The organism is Flavobacterium sp. CSZ (genome assembly GCF_015350725.1).
GTDB lineage: Bacteria > Bacteroidota > Bacteroidia > Flavobacteriales > Flavobacteriaceae > Flavobacterium.
The window spans coordinates 472,810-487,548 of sequence record NZ_JADKPQ010000001.1 but is presented as its reverse complement, the minus strand read 5'-3'; the positions used below and the strand labels follow the sequence as shown (position 1 = coordinate 487,548).

General features: G+C 39.1%; 7 protein-coding genes. 1 reads left to right on the top strand and 6 read right to left on the bottom strand.

The genetic code is table 11. The features are described 5' to 3' along the window. Positions 1–44: 44 nt before the first annotated feature. The 6 genes from IRZ78_RS02000 to IRZ78_RS01975 all read right to left on the bottom strand — a co-directional run bounded on the left by IRZ78_RS02000 (position 45) and on the right by IRZ78_RS01975 (position 13,165). Positions 45–9,335 carry a T9SS type A sorting domain-containing protein gene (locus IRZ78_RS02000; protein WP_194614923.1) on the bottom strand — a complete coding sequence of 3,097 codons (9,291 nt, stop codon included), beginning with the start codon at positions 9,333–9,335 and terminating at the stop codon, positions 45–47. 16 nt (positions 9,336–9,351) lie between these two features. Further along, a complete protein-coding gene (locus IRZ78_RS01995) occupies positions 9,352–10,290 on the bottom strand; it encodes a formyltransferase family protein (RefSeq protein ID WP_194614922.1) in 939 nt (312 codons plus the stop codon). After that, positions 10,287–11,417 (bottom strand): hypothetical protein, encoded by a 1,131-nt coding sequence (locus IRZ78_RS01990; protein WP_194614921.1) that lies wholly within the window; start codon positions 11,415–11,417, stop codon positions 10,287–10,289. Before IRZ78_RS01990 ends, IRZ78_RS01995 begins: the two co-directional genes overlap by 4 nt. A 66-nt stretch (positions 11,418–11,483) precedes the next feature. After that, complete coding sequence (locus tag IRZ78_RS01985; protein ID WP_194614920.1) at positions 11,484–12,023, bottom strand: tail fiber protein; 540 nt, start codon at positions 12,021–12,023, stop codon at positions 11,484–11,486. A 15-nt stretch (positions 12,024–12,038) separates the two neighbouring features. Beyond that, positions 12,039–12,578, bottom strand: coding sequence for a tail fiber protein (locus tag IRZ78_RS01980; protein ID WP_228520328.1), 540 nt, complete (start codon positions 12,576–12,578; stop codon positions 12,039–12,041). Positions 12,579–12,625: 47 nt separating this feature from the next. Beyond that, a complete protein-coding gene (locus tag IRZ78_RS01975; protein WP_194614919.1) occupies positions 12,626–13,165 on the bottom strand; it encodes a tail fiber protein in 540 nt (179 codons plus the stop codon). A 1,039-nt stretch (positions 13,166–14,204) separates the two neighbouring features. Between IRZ78_RS01975 and IRZ78_RS01970 the strand changes: the two genes are divergently transcribed. After that, on the top strand, positions 14,205–14,711 hold the full coding sequence (locus IRZ78_RS01970; protein WP_228520326.1) for an HAD-IA family hydrolase: 507 nt from the start codon (positions 14,205–14,207) through the stop codon (positions 14,709–14,711). Positions 14,712–14,739: the final 28 nt, after the last annotated feature.

The window sequence follows — 14,739 nt, the reverse complement described above, 5'->3', positions numbered from 1 at the left end:
TTTTTTTTAATGCCAGTGCTATTCGAAAATAGCACTGACAGGTTTTATTTATTTACAATTACTTTTAGCGTTTTCTTGATATTGGCAGTTTCAATAACTACAACATACATATTACTCTCAGCATCAGGTAACTGAACTTCAGTTCTTACCGTAGATGATTTCAATGTTTTTATCAATTGACCCGAAACAGAATACAGGCTAATTTGCATGTTTTCTAATTCTTCTGCAGGGAAATCTGCTTCGACCGTAATCACTTGTCCTGTTTGAATTGGGTTAGGATAAAGTCTGGCCACCAACGATTTTTGAGTCGTAATTTTGGCACTACAAGTCTGAAGTGTTTTTCCGTCTTTGGTGGTCATTTTTACACTATAGTCGGCAGAAGTATCTAATGAATTCGCTAAATCATCTCCCGCTGAATAATATTGACCTGTTCCTACCAATTGCCCATTTTTAAACCATTGGTACGAAACAAATTCATAACCTCCATTGGTTTGAGGATTGTTATTGATTAGCAATACATTGTTGAATTTTTGATGAACAATATCATAGAAACCAAATGGCTTTTCTATAGTTAAAGCATACATAGCCGTTGCTGTTCCGTCTTGTGAAGTAACAGTAACATTTTGCGTATAAATTCCCGGTTTAGGAGTTGTAATAGTAAAATTGGCAGAAGGTGTGAATGTTGCTCCGGTTTCATTTGAGAAGGCAACATTTGGATTGTTTTCACCACATTCCATCAAATATTTAATTTCCTTAGCGGGATTTTGGTATACTTTACTTCCAAGCGTAATTTTTGGAATCGTTATATCATTGTTTTTAATAACAAGAACTTGTTCCACATTCGCAGCAGGTAAATAGTTTTCATTACCATCCTGATGTGCTACAATTACTAAATCGCCAGATCTTAACAAATTAACTAACCCAATTGCCGAAACATTTGCAGGTGGCAGGGCAGAAGTATATGTAAAAGAGTAACGAATTGGCAAACCTGAACTAGAAGTTGCTTCTAAGTTGAAGTTATTATTTGCTCCAAGAATTTTTGCAGGAATTGCATCAAAAGTAATTTGTTGAGGCGCTTTATTGATAGTAAGTTGCGCAGTAAGTGTAATTGGTAAACAATTTGGCGTACTTGCTGAAGGTGAAACTATTGCAGTAACAGTATAAATACCAGCATTTATTGCACCATTTTGTGTACTTGCCGCTGGTGTAATAGTATACGCTACAGAAGCTCCGGCAGGAAGATTTTCAACTTGCAGGCTATGAAGATTTCCATCAAAAGTATATTCAGCATTGCTAAAAGTTACCTGATCTAAAGATGAAGCTGTTACATTAATCGTTTGATTTTGAGATGAAGTATTTCCATGTCCGTCATCATAAGTCCATGTGATTGTATAAGTTCCCACAGCTGTGTAGCTTAAAGGACTAGTTGTGGTAGCCTTTATAATTCCTGCACAGTTGTCAGTTGCTGTTGGAACAGGAATTTGAGCCGCTGTAATTGAACAGCTAGCAGTGATAGTTGGCAATGTTGCTAAATTAGGCACTGGCGCTGTTACATCAGGAATTGTTATTATGCTTAGTGATTTTGTCACTGAACATCCGTTTGCATCGGTAATTGTTACAGTGTAATTTCCTGCGATAAGACCAGTTGCAGTTGCAGCGTTTCCACCTGATGGAGACCATGCATAAGTATATGTACCAGTTCCTCCAGTTGCAGTTACACTTGCAGATCCATCAGTTGCTCCCATACAAGTTACATCTGTTTGTGTAGTTGTTGCAGTTAAGGCAGATGGCTCACTGATTGTAACGTTTTGTGTTGCACTACATCCATTAACATCAGTTACTGTTACGGTGTAAATTCCAATATTAAGTCCTGTTGCCGTTGCTGCGTTTCCACCTGATGGAGCCCATACATAAGTATATGCGCCAGTTCCTCCAGTTGCAGTTACCGTTGCAGATCCATTACTTGCACCATTACAAGTAACATCTGTTTTGGTTGTAATAGAAGCAACGATTAAGCTTGGTTCAGTTACAGTAACGCTTTGAGTTGTAGTACAGCTATTAGCATCAGTAACAGTTACTGTATAAGTTCCCGCAGTAAGTCCTGTTGCCGTTGCAGCAGTTCCTCCAGAAGGTGACCATGAATATGTATAGGTACCAGATCCTCCAGTTGCGGTTACGGTTGCAGCTCCTGTAGTTCCACCGTTACAACTCACATTTGTTGGAGCTATTGTAGCACTAAGAGCATTAGGCTCAGTTATCGTAACACTTTGAGTTGTAGTACAGCTATTAGCATCAGTAACGGTTACGGTATAAGTTCCGCCACTAAGTCCTGTTGCAGTTGCAGCATTTCCTCCTGATGGAGACCATAGATAAGTATAGGTTCCGGTTCCTCCAGTTGCTGTTACAGTTGCAGATCCATTTGCCTGACCATTACAAGTAACATCAGTTTGACCAGTAATAGAAGCAGTTAAAACAGCAGGTTGTGTAATTATAAAACTTTGATTTGCAGTACAATTGTTTGTATCTGTTACGGTTACTGTGTAAACACCTGGGCTAAGTCCTGTTGCTGTATCAGCCGTTCCACCTGATGGAGACCAAGCGTAGGTATAAGTTCCGGTTCCGCCAGTTGCTATTACGTTTGCAGATCCATTGTTAAGACCGTTGCAGGTAACATCACTTTGACCTCCCACAGAAGCAATTAAAGCAGCTGGTTGAGTTATAGTAACACTTTGAGTTGTAGTACAGCTATTAGCATCTGTAACCGTTACGACATAAGTTCCCGCAGTAAGTTGTGTTGCCGTTGCAGCAGTTCCTCCAGAAGGTGCCCAAGCGTAAGTATAAGTTCCAGTTCCTCCAGTTGCAGTTACTGTTGCAGCTCCTGTAGTTCCTCCGTTACAGCTCACGTTTGTTGGGGCTATTGTAGCAGTAAGAGCATTAGGCTCAGTTATAGTAACACTTTGAGTTGTTGCACAATTATTAACATCAGTAATGGTTACGGTGTAAGTTCCGCCACTAAGTCCTGTTGCAGTATCAGCCGTTCCACCTGATGGAGACCATGCATAAGTATATAAACCTGTTCCGCCAGTTGCTGTTACCGTTGCGGATCCATTTGCCTGACCATTACAAGTAACATCAGTTTGACCTGTAATGGTAGCAGTTAAAACAGCTGGTTCTGTAATTGTGAAAGATTGAGTTGCAGTACAATTGTTTGCATCTGTTACGATTACTGTGTAAACACCCGGGCTAAGTCCTGTTGCAGTATCAGCCGTTCCACCTGATGGTGACCAAGCGTAGGTATAAGTTCCGGTTCCGCCAGTTGCTATTACGGTTGCAGATCCATTGTTAAGACCGTTGCAGGTAACATTATTTTGACCTCCCACAGAAGCTACTAAAGCAGCTGGTTCTGTTATAGTAACGCTTTGAGTTGTAGTACAGCTATTGGCATCTGTAACCGTTACGATATAAGTTCCCGCAGTAAGTTCTGTTGCCGTTGCTGCAGTTCCTCCAGAAGGTGACCATGCATAAGTATATGCACCAGTTCCTCCAGTTGCAGTTACGGTTGCAGCTCCTGTAGTTCCTCCGTTACAGCTCACGTTTGTTGGAACTATTGTAGCGGTAAGAGCATTAGGTTCAGTTATCGTAACACTTTGAGTTGTTGTACAGCTCTTAGCATCAGTAACAGTTACGGTATAAGTTCCGGCACTAAGTCCTGTTGCTGTATCAGCAGTTCCACCTGATGGAGACCATGAATAAGTATAAGCTCCAGTTCCGCCAATTGCTGTTACAGTCGCAGATCCTGTAGTTCCTCCATTGCATAAAATATAAGTTTGACCAGTAATAGAAGAAGTTAAAACAGCTGGTTCTATAATTGTAAAACTTTGATTTACAGTACAACTGTTTGCATCTGTTACTGTTACAGTATAAGTTCCCGGGCTAAGTCCAGTTGCTGTATCAGCAGTTCCACCTGATGGAGACCAAGCGTAGGTATAAGTTCCAGTTCCGCCAGTTACATTTACTGTTGCAGATCCATTGTTAAGACCGTTGCAGGTAATATCACTTTGACTTCCCACAGAAGCGACTAAAACAGCTGGTTCAGTTAGAGTAACACTTTGAGTTGTAGTACAGCTATTAGCATCAGTAATTGTTACAGTATAAGTTCCTGCGCTAAGTCCTGTTGCTGTATCGGCAGTACCTCCGGTAGGTGCCCATGCATAAGTATATGCACCAGTTCCTCCAGAAACTGTTACAGTTGCAGATCCATTAGTTCCTCCGTTACAGCTCACATTTGTTGGAGCAATTGTAGCAGTAAGAGCATTAGGTTCTGTAATTGTAAACGATTGTGTGGTTTGACATAAGTTACCATCCGTAATTGTTACCATATAAGTTCCGGCAGTAAGTCCTGTTGCAGTTGCAGCATTTCCACCTGATGGAGACCATGCATAAGTATATGCACCAGTTCCTCCTGTTACGCTTACAGATGCTTGTCCTGTAGTTCCACCATTACATAACAGATCGATTTGTGATGGAGTAACTGTTAAAGCAGAAGGCTCAGTAATTGTAAAGTTTTTTACAATAGAACAACCATTTGCAGAAGTTATTGTTACTGAATAGTTACCAGCTGTAAGGTTGCTTGCAGTATCGCTATTTCCGCCAGAGGGTGCCCAAACATAACTAAATGGACCCGGTGCTCCTGATGGAACTACCGAAGCTGAACCTGTATTTGCACCATTACATAAAACATCAGTTTGAGATGTAGTAGCAACAAGTGTGTTAGTTGTACCAATAACTGTATTTTGGGTAGTGGTACATCCGTTTCCATCAGTAACAATGACTGTATAATTTCCTGCGCTAAGACCTGTTGCAGTTGCTGCGTTTCCACCTGATGGAGACCATGAATAAGAATATGGGAGCGTACCGCCATTAACACTTACAGTTGATTGACCGCCTATTAAGCAAGTTGCATCTATTTTTGTTATTGATGAAGTAAGAGTTGGAGGTTCGGAAATTGCGAAAAATTGTGTAAAAGTACACCCGTTTGCATCAGTAATCATACAAGCATAGTTTCCAACGCTAAGCCCTGTTGCAGTTGCATCAGTTCCGCCAGCCGGTGACCACGCATAAGTATAAGGTAAAGTTCCTCCGCTAGTTGTTACAGTTGCTGTTGCGGTAGCTCCACCATTACATAAAACATCAGTTTGTGATGGGATAACGGTTAAAGATGCAGGCTGATCTATGGTAACGCTTTGAGTTATAAAACAACTATTTGCATCAGTAACAGTTACGGTATAAGTTCCCTGAGGAAGCCCCGATGCTGTTGCGGCATTTCCACCTGTTGGTGCCCATGAATAGGTATATGCACCAGTTCCTCCAGAAGCTGTTACGGTAGCTGATCCATTAGTTCCTCCATTACAGGAAACGTCTACTTTTGCAATCGTACTGGATAATGCAGAAGGACCACTAACAGTGACAGGTTGAATCAATATACATCCTTTTGAATCAGTAATTGTACAGGTATAATTTCCGGCAGTAAGCCCTGTTGCTGTATCGGCAGTACCTCCAGAAGGTGCCCATGAATAAGTATAATTAGGAGTTCCTCCAGATACCGTTACGCTTGCAGTACCATTTGATCCGTTATAACAACTAACTCCTGTTGAAGATGTACTTGCTGAAAGTGCTGCTCCAGGCTGGCTGATGTTAAAGTTTTGAGATGTCATACACCCATTATCATCGAAAATGGTTACAGTATAATTTCCAGCGGATAAGCCTGACGCTGTAGCTCCTGTACCACCAGAAGGTGCCCAAGAGTAAGAGTAAGAACCGGTCCCGCCGGTTACATTTACGGTAGCTGATCCGGTAGTTTGTCCATAACAATTTACATTAACAGTTGTTCCTTGAGAGGCAGTTAATGGAGTTAAAGGTTCTGTTATTGTAATTGATTTTGTAGTTGAGCAGCTGTTAGCGTCTGTGATTGTTACTGTATAAGTACCAGCAGTTAAGCCAGTAGCAGTAGCAGCTGTTCCTCCTGACGGAGCCCATGAATAAGTATAAGTGCCTGTTCCTGTTCCTCCGGTTGCATTTAGAGTTGCAGATCCAGTTGCAGATCCGTTACATAATATATCAACTTGCGAAGATGTTACAGCTAAGGCTGCAGGTTCAGTAATAGTAAAAGGTAAAGTTTTTTGACATGAATTAGCATCTGTTACGGTTACTGTATAAGTTCCAGCTGCAAGTCCTGATGCTGTAGCGGCAGAACCTCCTGTTGGAGCCCATGAATAAGTGTAACTGCCTATGCCTGTTCCTCCCGTAACATTTACCGTAGCAGTTCCGTTAGAACCTCCGTTACAGCTTACATTGTTTATTGCTCCTTGAGACGCCACTAATACAGGTGGTTCAGTTATTGTGAAATTTTGTATTTTTTCGCATTGGTTAGCATCTTTAATCGTTACACTATAAGTTCCTGCTGTAAGGCCGCTTATAGAAGAAGTAATCGCATTGTTAGACCATAGAAAGGTATAAGGAGCTGTTCCTCCGGTTGGGCTAACAGTTGCAATACCAGTTGCAACACCATTACAGGCAATATTAGTTTGTGATGCGCCTGCAATAATAATAGGTATTGTTAATGTTCTTGCTGAAGATGTAGCTGCAGGTGTACATAAGCCTGTCGTTACAACCCGGTATACATATCCATCCATATCGGCAGTAACACCTGTTATGGTAAGTGTTGCTGTAGTTGCTCCGGAATAAGGAGCAATATTTGGAATATTAAAGAAACCAGCACCTTGATTTACCTGCCATTGATATCCGGTAGCATTGGAAGCAGCAACGGTAAAAGTAGCATTTGTACCTAAACAGGTAATACTATTACTAGGTTGTGTGGTAATGGCGGGTGCAGAATTTATGGTAAGAGCTGCAGTGTTTGAAACGGCATCAGGTGTACATGCCCCTGTAGCGACAACTCTGTAAACATAACCATTTAATCCAACAGTTGCTCCTGTTATAGTAAGTGTTGCAGTAGTTGCTCCAGAGTAAGGAGCCCCATTTGCAATATTAGAAAAACCAGCACCCTGATCTACTTGCCATTGATATCCGGTAGCACCAGAAGCTGTAACAGAAAAGGTAGCATTCGCTCCTACACAGATTGTACTGGCAGAAGGTTGTGTTGTAATACCCGGTGCAGAATTAATAGTAAGTGCGGCAGCGTTTGAAACTGCATTTGGTATACATGTACCTGTAGCGACAGCTCTGTAAACATATCCATTAAGTCCAGTAGTGGCTCCTGTTATAGTAAGTGTAGCTGTAGTGGCTCCTGAATAAGGTGCTCCATTTGAAATATTAGAAAAACCAGCACCCTGATCTACCTGCCATTGATAGCCAGTGGCATTAGTAGCAGTTACAGAAAAAGTTGTATTGGCTCCTGCACATATGGTAGAAGCTGAAGGTTGTGCTGCTATAGAGGGAAGAGGATTAACTGTAATGACTACGGTAATCGGTGTACCAGAACAACTATTAAGACTAGGTGTTACGGTATAAGTAACAATACCATTGCCAGTAAGAGTCTGATTGATAGAAGTCCCCGAACTAGCAGAAGCACCAGTAACTGTACCACTTGTTGTAACAACTGTCCAGGAGAATGTAGCACCACCTGGTGCTGATGTTAAAGCAATATTTGGAGAAGTTCCGCTACAAATTGATGCAGAAGCAGGTATTGCTGTAGCTACTGGTAGCGAAGTTACATTTAATTGCGCCAAACCATTCGATGCAATTGTATTGGAGCATGAACTTGTAAGTACAACTCGGTAAGAATAACCATTCATTCCAGAAGTAATAGAACTTATGCTAAGGTTTGCAGTATTAGATCCGGAGTAATTAGGACTAGCACCTCCATTGGTAATATTAGCATATCCGGAGCCATTGTCTACCTGCCATTGATAAGTTGCAGTATTTGTTGCAGCAACTGTAAATGAAGCAGTTGATCCTGTACAAGCTGAATAAGAAGCAGGTTGGGTCGTTATTGATGGCGATGAAGCTGCTAACGTAGGCTCTGTTATTGTTACAGTATATGGTGTAGGACATCCAATATTATCTGTAGCCGTAACTGTATAAGTTCCTGCAGTAAGATTTGTTGCGGTTGCTGCTGTACCCGCCGAAGAGGACCATAAATACGTATAGGGTGGAAAACTTCCTGAAGCTGATACAGTGGCTGAACCATTGTTTCCGCCATTACAGGTAACATTGCTTTGTGCAGTTGTAATAACAGTTGTACTAGGGACAGTTAATGTTGCCGGATTAGAGGTGGCTGTGCCAGTTCCGCTTGCAATACATCTATAGGTGTAACCGCTCATCGCTGCCGTTACTCCTGTTATGGTTAAAGTTGCTGAAGTTACGCCAGAATAAGGTGCTGTATTAGAAAGGTTTGCAAAACCACTTCCTGTATTTTCCTGCCATTGATAACCACTGGCATTCGTTGCGGTAATTGGAAAAGTAGTGGTACCGCCAATACAAAGCGTTCTGTTAGGCGGATTACCAGTAATTGCTGGTGGTGTTCCTAAAAAAGGAGCAGCTGATGGCATGGCAAGTGAAATAGCAGAAAGTGTCCAGTTTGACGGATTCATGACTGCGGTTCTAATTTGTGCTATAGTAGTAATAGGATCAGTACTGCTTAGATTAAACTTTGCAGCGCTAGGAGTAGAACCTCCTGTATAAAATGCACTTGTACCTGCAATTAGAGCCGGAGGCCTGATAGAGCCATTTGTTCCGTTGGCACAGGCATCAGGATCCCAGGTTGCCTGAGAGGTTCCCGGTGCAGTAGCACAACGAAAATAATGTAATCCACTAATAAGGGTAACTCCGCTTCCAGTAACAGAGCCTGCACCGCCTTGAAAAGCGATAACCTGATCTCCCGTAAAAGATAAATTTAGTCCATTTGTCATAGTTCCTTCGGTAATAACTACGGTACCATTTGTTGTTGTAGCACCAGTAGCCACGTTATAAGTCGAAGCAGTCATACCTTTTATCATGACCTCTGTTCCTGCCGCAATAGCAGTTCCACTAGTCCATGAAATGGATCCTTCGGTACCACTTACAACTTGCCAGGTTAAGGTTTCAAAATAGCCTCTGTCTGTAAAATTAATTACAGTACCTGCAGGTATAGGGGTAAGAAGTACAAACGAAAATACATCACCACCATCGGTTTGTGAGAAATTTGAATCGTAGCCGGTAAAAATAAGGTCACCGTTTGCCAGAGTCTGAGAATTCACAATGTAGCTTTGTAAAAATATCCCCAAAAACAAGGCGATATTTAAAAATTTTTTGATTTGAGAGTAAAAATGTTCCATAATTAAGATAGTTAAATTATAAAGTGGCAAATTGTTCACCGTTTTTGATACCAAAAGCGAGCAATTTATGCCCACTCATAAATCCTTCATCCGTATAAACTGTATTGATACGCAATTGGGTATTATTATAACATTGTATGATTAATCCCTTGTTTTCATTTATTTCTAAAATAGTTCCGGGAGCATGCTGATCTGCGCGCAGTGTATCCGTTTGTGAGACTTCTACTATTCGTACATTTAAACCATTCCAATGCGTGTAAGCTCCTTTATTCCAGGGATTACATGCATTCACTAAAGCCTGAATTGATTTTGAATCCTGATGTTCCCATTGAATGCTGACATCAGCAATAGTGGGTTTTTTATAGTATTCCGCTACTGTTTCATCCTGATGCATACCTTCATCATTACGATGCAGAAGCGTTAATACTTCTGGCAAAATATAAGAAGCGAGGTACGATAAATGAGTGCATAACATTCCATGTGTAAAATCTGTATGCAGCGGAAGCGTTTTTCGCAAGATTATTTTTCCCTTATCAATTTCTTTTTCTATAGCGTGAACAGAAATTCCAGTTTCATTTTTTTGTTTTTTGATCGATTGAAAAACAGGATCTGCTCCACGCATTTCCGGCAACAGACCATAGTGGAAATTATAAAACAAATTAGGATGTTGTCTGATCAGTTCTTCAGGGACTTTCCATGGAAAAGTCATTGTAAAAATGAATTTCAGATCCTTAATTGCCGTGATTTCCTGAAGCTGAAATTTTAGTTTCGATTTTTCAATTATTATTAAATTAATTCCTGCATCTGAAGCAAAAACAGCACAAAAGGCTTTTACATCTTCATTTTCTACAGGTACTCCAATAGAATGTAGCCTTCCAAGGCTATGTAAAGTTTGTATAGCCGGAAAAGCCATTCTGTTATTACATAAAATCGCTATGTCTCTAATAGTACTCATGATTCCAGACAGGCATAAGAATTAATCCAGGAATTTGAAGGTATATCTTGAACAGCCAGGATATGATATTGTAAGCGTTCACGTTCTTCCTCCAAGCCCGAAACTTCAGTTATATTTTCTAAGAGGCAATTGCCTGTTTCTTCATTTTTGGTTACAGTAGCGTAATACAGTGGTGCTTCGGAAAATCCAGTGTTTGGATTCATGTATACTTTTCCTCTCGGGGAGTCAATAGCAATATTATCTAATGACTGGCCATCTGAATTTGTAATAAACAAAGCAGCTTCCCATCCTAAAAGAGAAAAGAGATTCGCTTTCTGTTCTTTAATATTTTTCATTGTAGCTATAAAATCTTCATTTTCCTTATTGTCAGTAACTGAAGACCATGCAACTGCACAGCTCCAGTTGTATCCTGGATATGGTATTTTATTGAGCCATAATTCTTCGGCTGTAAAGCCACTTCCGTATGTTTTTGAAGAAGCAATATTTTTTAATTTTGATGATTCTCTAAAGAAATCTTCTGCCATGTCTCCGCAAAATGAGGTAAATATGGAGACATCCTTATGCTGTTCAATATATTGATCTAATGGACTTAAGTTTAATTCTGAACGTTTCAAAGGAGTAATGTGGTTATAACTAATAGTGGCTCCTTTGTCTTCTGCAGCAGTCGAATACGTGTAGGGAGGGCGGTATCCTGCATCATAAAAAGAACAGGTAAAAACAAAATTATTTTGACCTTCTTCGATAGCTTTACGAACAATAGCCCGTGAGCATAAATTACCTTCTAATGAAATGAAATAAACGTTAGATAATTTTTTTTCAAAATTTTGAAAGTGGTAACCGCTGTCTAATACAATCAATAATTTACCCGAACTTTCAAAAAGCGGTTGTATAAATTCAGCAGTAACAGGGTTTATGTAAGCAATTATAATATCTGTACCATTTAAGAGTAATTGTTCAGAACAAGTATAAATTTCCTTATTATTACCGCCAACTCCTATACTGGCAGTTACAATTTCATGTTTTTCGTCGTGGCTTGTTTTTTTCAGGGCAGATTTAAATCCATCCATTATGTCAAAAGACATCGAAGGGTAAATGACAGATCGGGGCATGAGTAAAGCTATTTTCATAAGCAATTGAATAGATAATTTAAAAAAACAAAACAACCCATTAGAAACTCTAATGGGTAATTTATGTTAGTTTCTTGAAGGGAAAAGCCCCTGAAGGCATATTATATAATTCAGGCCCAAATAAGGCTGTTGAATTGACATGGGCTGGTTATTTCCTGTCTGTCCTATTGTTATTACAGCTGTTACTGGCTTTAAAGCACTATCTGGTGTAGCTGTAGAATAAAGATTGGGTAAAGAGGCCAGACTGGCATCTGATGCAGACCCTGTATCTCCTGTATCTGCAAACGCCTTTAATGTCAATGAACCCTGAGCTGTATGTGTATGCAATGGCAGATTTGAAAGAGTTGCCGTTACAGTATTTGTACCAATTTTGGCACCTAATGGAAATTGAGTAATTCCTTGCGCAGGACCTGTTCCTGCAGCAATTCGTCCTCTAAAATCAGGCAATTGAAAGGTTTGAATTCCGTTACCTCCGTATGTAGTCCCTAAAAGACTGAATAATGCCTGGTTAGTGTTAATATTAAGTGTTTGGCCCGCACAAATTGCCCAAAATTTAGGTGCAAAATTTCCAGCAAATAATCGAATTTCTGAGATTATTCCTTCCATAATTATTGTTTTTAGTTAGTTTCTAGTTGGAAAAATACCCTGCATACAAATAATGTAATTTGTAGAAAGATAAGGTTGTATAATACTGAAAGGAGTAGTGTTGCCTGTATTTGTAAGAGTAACCGTTGCCGCAGCGGTTTTTAGCGTATCGTCGCCTGCTATTGCGGTATAAGCTTTTGTTAAACCGGCTAAAACATTTCCTGTTGGTGATCCTGTATTTCCTGGTGCATTAACGGTAGCTATTGCAACTGAACCGGTTCCAATATGACTATGTGTGGGCATTTGATTTATGGTCATAGTAGTTGTTTCTGTTCCGCCTATCTGACCCAGTACAACATTAGGCAGGCCTATGCCCTGACCAACACCAACTGGAACTCGGCCACGAAGATCAGGAAGATTAAATGTTGATACACCATCTCCTCCATATGTGGTGCCTATTATGACAAAAAGAGCGTCATAGTTAGCAATACTTTGTGAAGATCCATCGCAATAAGCCCAATTTGCTGGTGGGAAGTTTCCGGCAAATAATCGGATTTCTCCTAAATTTCCTTCCATAATTAATATATTTTTAGATTTAAATTATAGTTTTTGAGTTTGTTCGTTTATGAGCGGGGAGGAAAATTTCCAACTAAACAGATCATGTAATTCATGCCCAATGTGGGTTGAGTTATAGTGATTGGCTGCCCCGAGCCAATTGGTCCGACAGTTACACCGAATGCAGTAGGTTTCATATCATCTTCACCTGGTGCTGAACTGTACATATTGGGTTTAGCGGCAAGAGTGTTTCCAGCGGGCGTATCAAGATCACCTGAATCTGAATAAGCAGGAATTGAAATCGAAGCCAAAGAGACATGTGTGTGTGAAGGGAGTTCTAAACTTGTTAGTGTTATCGCATTTGTTCCGGATATCTGACCTAAATCATAATCTGATAAACCTACTCCCTGACCCCTTCCAATAACTGTACGACCGCACAAATTGGGCAATGCAAATGTAGTGGAGCCATTTCCGCCATATGTGGTACCTATAATAGCAAATAATGGAGTGTTGCTTTGTACTGCAAGTATCTGACCATTACAAAATGCCCAATTGACAGGTGCATAACTTCCAGCCATTAGACGTATTTCTCCAATTGTTCCTTCCATAATTATATTGATTTAAATAGTTAATGATTAGATTTAGTTTTAGATTACGACTATTTTTTTATAAAACAGAACGCTATAGTATTTTAATAGAACGCTAATTTACTTTTTATAAATGTCTCATATACAGGTATTTTTACCTGTTTTTGTAGAGTGATTATATTATAATTCAGATTTTGAAACAGAAACTTTCAAAAAGTAAAACCTTTCGAAGATTTAGCATTTTGTTTTTATACCTCAATAGTATTGTATGCTAATTAACACTGTTTCCTTAATTTGATTTTAAAATTAGATATCTATTACCTATCACCAGAAAAAGATGTTATAAAACGGCTTTTTCATGTCATGAAATGTCCTTTTTATGTCAGATAAGTTTTGATGTATAAATTCTGAATTCGCGGATTGATTTTTCGGTAAAAAAAGTAGCTTTTTATGGAAAAATGTACTGATAAAACATGTTTTTAGGCTCGTAGAAAGGGTGATTTCGCGTATTTGAACGAATAAAATTACAAAAATAAATAACGTAACTATCAGGAAGACAGTGTTTTTTGTGTAAATTCTTATTTAATAAATAAATACAGCAAGAGTAAGCTTATATTCGTTTCATGACTATCTCATAGTATTTCAAATTTGTAAAGATTCTAATGTAAGTTAATGAGGTTATTTTTATAACGAAAATAGGCTTTGAATACTTTTGGAAGATTTGGCGATACTATAGTGCACTACAAACCATGAATAATTTTAAAGGTTGCAGGCGAATTTTTATTGAATGTTAATATTTAGGCACTTTGATGCTATTTATGAATGTTGAAGAAAATCATTTTTAGTTTTTAAAGTTTATATTCTAAAACTAAAAGATTTATTTTTGCAGCTCAACCACAGTTATAGTAAACTTGAATTCCGATACTTTATGAAAGCAGTTATTTTTGACATGGACGGTGTAATTATTGATTCGGAACCGTTTTGGTAAAAAGCCGAATTTGAGGTTTTTTCATCACTTGGCGTAGTCTTAAGTACAGAATTTACTAATGTAACCAAAACAATGACCACTATAGAAGTAACCAGGTTTTGGTACGAAAAATATCCATGGGATAGCAAAACGCTTGAAGAGGTTGAAGAAATGGTGATTGCAAGAGTAATTGAACTGATAGAGCAGGCTGGGGGTGAAATAAACGGCATTGAATCCTTTATTAAAAAACTCAAATCAAATGGTTTTAAAATTGGTTTAGCCACCAATTCGCCTTATAAAATAATACCAGTAGTTTTAGAAAAAGCAGGTATTGCTCAATATTTTGATAGTATATTCTCCGCTGAATTTCTTGAGTTTGGCAAACCTGATCCTGCTATATATTTAATGACATCTAAAGAATTAGGAATAGATCCTGAAAATTGTATTGTTATCGAAGATTCTTATTCGGGAATGATGGCTGCAAAAAAAGCCGGTATGAAGGTGGTTGCATTTACAAACGGAAATCAGGATGTTAACTTAAGTTTAGCCGACTATAAAATGGAAAGTTTTTTAGAACAGGAATTGCACATATTTTCATAAGCTGAATCATAAGCTGAATTTAGTCTAT